At 77.2% G+C, this 3,007-nt stretch carries 1 protein-coding gene and 1 pseudogene; one reads left to right on the plus strand and one right to left on the minus strand.

The genetic code is table 11. From position 1 onward, the window contains the following. Positions 1-2,311, minus strand: a 2,311-nt coding sequence (locus tag P1P70_RS42745; protein WP_319247626.1) for a helicase-associated domain-containing protein, incomplete at its 3' end; no start/stop codon positions are given. 201 nt (positions 2,312-2,512) lie between these two features. Here P1P70_RS42745 and P1P70_RS42750 point away from each other — a divergent pair. Continuing rightward, positions 2,513-3,007 (plus strand): annotated as a pseudogene (locus tag P1P70_RS42750) (hypothetical protein); the annotation flags it as partial.

Below are 3,007 nucleotides of genomic sequence, written 5' to 3' on the forward strand. Positions count from 1 at the left end.
CCGGGGCGGTGCGGGGCGGGGTGCGGTGGGCGTGCGCCCGCGTGATCAGCACATCGCCCTCCGCCGACTCGGCGGCCGGCGCGTACCCCATCGCCCGCAGTCCGTCGAGGAGCGCCGCCGGGTCGGCCTGGGCGGCGAGGACGGTCGGCGCGAGCCGCCGCAGCCCGAGCCCCTGCGACCGCTTGTCGGCGAGGATCTCGCTGAGCATCGCGTCGTCGTCGCAGCGGACGTACGCCGACGCCGCGCCGATCCGCAGATGCCCGTGCCGCCGGGCCACGTCGTCGATCAGGTACGCGAGCGGCTGCGGGACCGGCGTACGGGAGTGCGCGGTCAGGAAGTCGTGCAGGTCGGAGGCGCTGCGGCCCGCGTCGAGGGCACGGCGTACGGACCCCGGCGTGAACCGGTACACCGTCGCGCCACCCTTCGACTCCACGTCCGCCAGCACCCCCAACATGTCCGCCAGCGGACGCTTCAGCGGGCCGGGCGCGACGGCCGTCAGGTCCGCCTGGAGCAGGACGTGGTCCAGCGGCTCGGGAAGCAGCGGCGCGAGCAGCCGGGCGGCCCGGGAGGCGGCCGCCGCCTGCTCGGCGACGGGGTCGGGGGAGGGCGCCGGCGGACGGTCGGGCAGGGGCACGTGGTGGGCGGGCAGCTTGTCGCCCGGGGTCTGGGGCAGTTCGCGCGTGGCGAGGGCCTCGGGAGGCAGCCCGAGGAGCGCGCGACCGTGCGAGGACAGCGCACCGCGCCCGGTGACCCCGAGCGACTCGGCCTCGGAGAGGGTCCACCGGGCGATCCGGGCCCGCAGGTCCTCGCCCTGGCGCGACCGGGCGGACGGGGAGGCCGAGGGCGCCGGGGATGCCTGTGCGGAGGGGTAGTGCGCGGGCTGCTGCGGCGGCGCGGACTGTGCGGGGGCCTGGTGGGGCTGCTGGCCGCCGCGCGTGGGGCGTTCCCAGTGGAGGCGGGCCAGGACGGAGCCGGGGGTGGCCGAGGTGCCCTCGGGGAGCCCGGCGAGCAGGGTGAGGACCCGGTGGCGCACCTCGGGCGCGGCCGACCGGTCCAGCCCCGGGCCCAGCGCCGACAACGTACGGTCCTTGGCGTCCCGTTCCCCGATCACGCCCGGCGTACGGGTCGCCGTCAGCCAGGTCGTGGCGAGCCGCGCCCAGCGCTCGGCGACGGGCAGCTCCAGCCACTCGTCGTAGGCGGGCGTCGCGGCGTACCGTTCGTCGGCCTCGCCGTCGGAGGCCAACAGCCCGGCGGCGTAGGCGAGTTCGACCCAGAAGGCGGCGGCCGGCTCGGGCAGGTCGAGGGCCACGGCGGTCCGTTTCAGGTCCCGCACGCTCAACCCGCCCGCGCGCAGGACGCCGGGGCCGCCCTCGTCCCAGTCCTTCAGCAGCTCCTCCACGGTCGCCAGCGCCGTGTACGCCTGCCCGGCCGCCGTCGCGTCCACAACCTGTGGACGGTGCGCGCCCGACGCCTCGACGGGCGGAGGCACGGGCTGGACCTCCCGGTGGGCGCGGCCCCCGCGCAGGTGGAGGGCGACCTCGCGGGGCAGGACGACCGTGCCGGGGGCGGTGGGCAGCAGCAGCCCCCGGTCCAGCAGCCAGCGCAGATGGGCCGCCGGGTTGGCGGTGACCTGGCCGTACGGCGGACCCCACACCAGCCGGGTCAGGACGTCGAGGGACTCCGGGGGCGCGGTGGCGAGGAGCGCGGCCATGCGGCGACGGTCGGTGAAGAGCGTGGCGAGGGCCGTGACCGCCGACACCGAGTCATGGGTGCTCGGCAGGCCCGCCGCCGCGACGATCTCCTGGACCCGCCCCGGCGACATGCCCGCCGTGGCCTCCGCGACGCTCGGTCCCAGGCCGGTGGGCGAGGGATGCTGCGGCGAGGGCGCCAGCAGCTCACGGGCCGTGCGGACGAGGCGGAGCCGGTCGTCGGGACCCCACACGAGCGCCTGGTCGCGCAGGGTGCCGAGGGCGTGGGGCAGCGCGAAGGTGACGGCGGGGTCCGCGTCGTCACCGGCCAGCAGGGAGGAGAGTTCGTCGTACGGCGCCGGGTCCGCCGCCACGGCCAGGGCCTGGGCGGTCTGCAGGGCGAACCGGTCCAGGCGCTCCAGGGCCCGGACGACCGAGGCGCGGGTGCCGGCGCGGGTCGCCAGCTGGGTCAGGTCGGTGGGCACGGGCGTGATGAGGTCCGGCCGGGCCCTGAGCAGCACGGCGAGCGAACGGTCGTCGCGTCCGCGCAGGGCTTCCGCCAGGGAACGGGGGGCTCCACCGGCGGGCGCCGTCTCCGGGGGGAACTGCTCCTCGGTGCTCATCCGGCCAACGGTAGCGGCTGCGGGTCCGGTGGGGCTTCTCGCGCCCACGCGGCGGAGCCGCATATCGACACAGCCCCGCGCCCCTGAAAAGCCGGGGCTACGCCCCGTGCTTTTCCGGCCGCTGCGAGCAGCAGCCGAGGGCCCTCCCCGGAAGCGATACCGTCGGTCAGGAAGTACGCGCGCCAACCCCGGAGGGGCTTCGTGGGGATTGAGAGCGACCAGGTCGTCTACGAGTACCTGAGCCGGGTCGGTGACCTGGCCCAGCAGCGGCAGTTGCCGTCGTCGGCGCGGATGCGTCTGGTGACGGGGCTGCGGGACGAGATCGACCGGCGGCGGGCGAAGGCCCCGGTCGACAGTCCGGCCGCCGTACGCCGCATCATCGCCCGCCTGGGTACGCCGGACGAGGTCGTCGAGGCGGCGGGCGGGCCCGGTGACGTACCGGAGCCGCCGGCCGCCGCCGTGCCTGTGCAGCGGGTGACCGGTGCGTCCCCGGCCGCCGAGGAGGCCGGGGACACCGGGGAGCGGGCCAAGGGGCTGTCCAGGGGGCTGCGGCGGGTCGTGCCGCGACCGCGATCCGCCTCCACCTCCGCCGACGCCGTGCCGCCGGTGGTGGGCGGTGCCGCTCCGCCGCATCTCGCTCCGCTGCACGAGCTGGGGGACGGGGACGCTCAGCCCGACTGGTGGCGGGTCGGCGGG

Origin of the sequence: Streptomyces sp. MB09-02B, assembly GCF_033794485.1 — a bacterium.
In the GTDB taxonomy this organism is placed as follows: Bacteria; Actinomycetota; Actinomycetes; order Streptomycetales; family Streptomycetaceae; genus Streptomyces.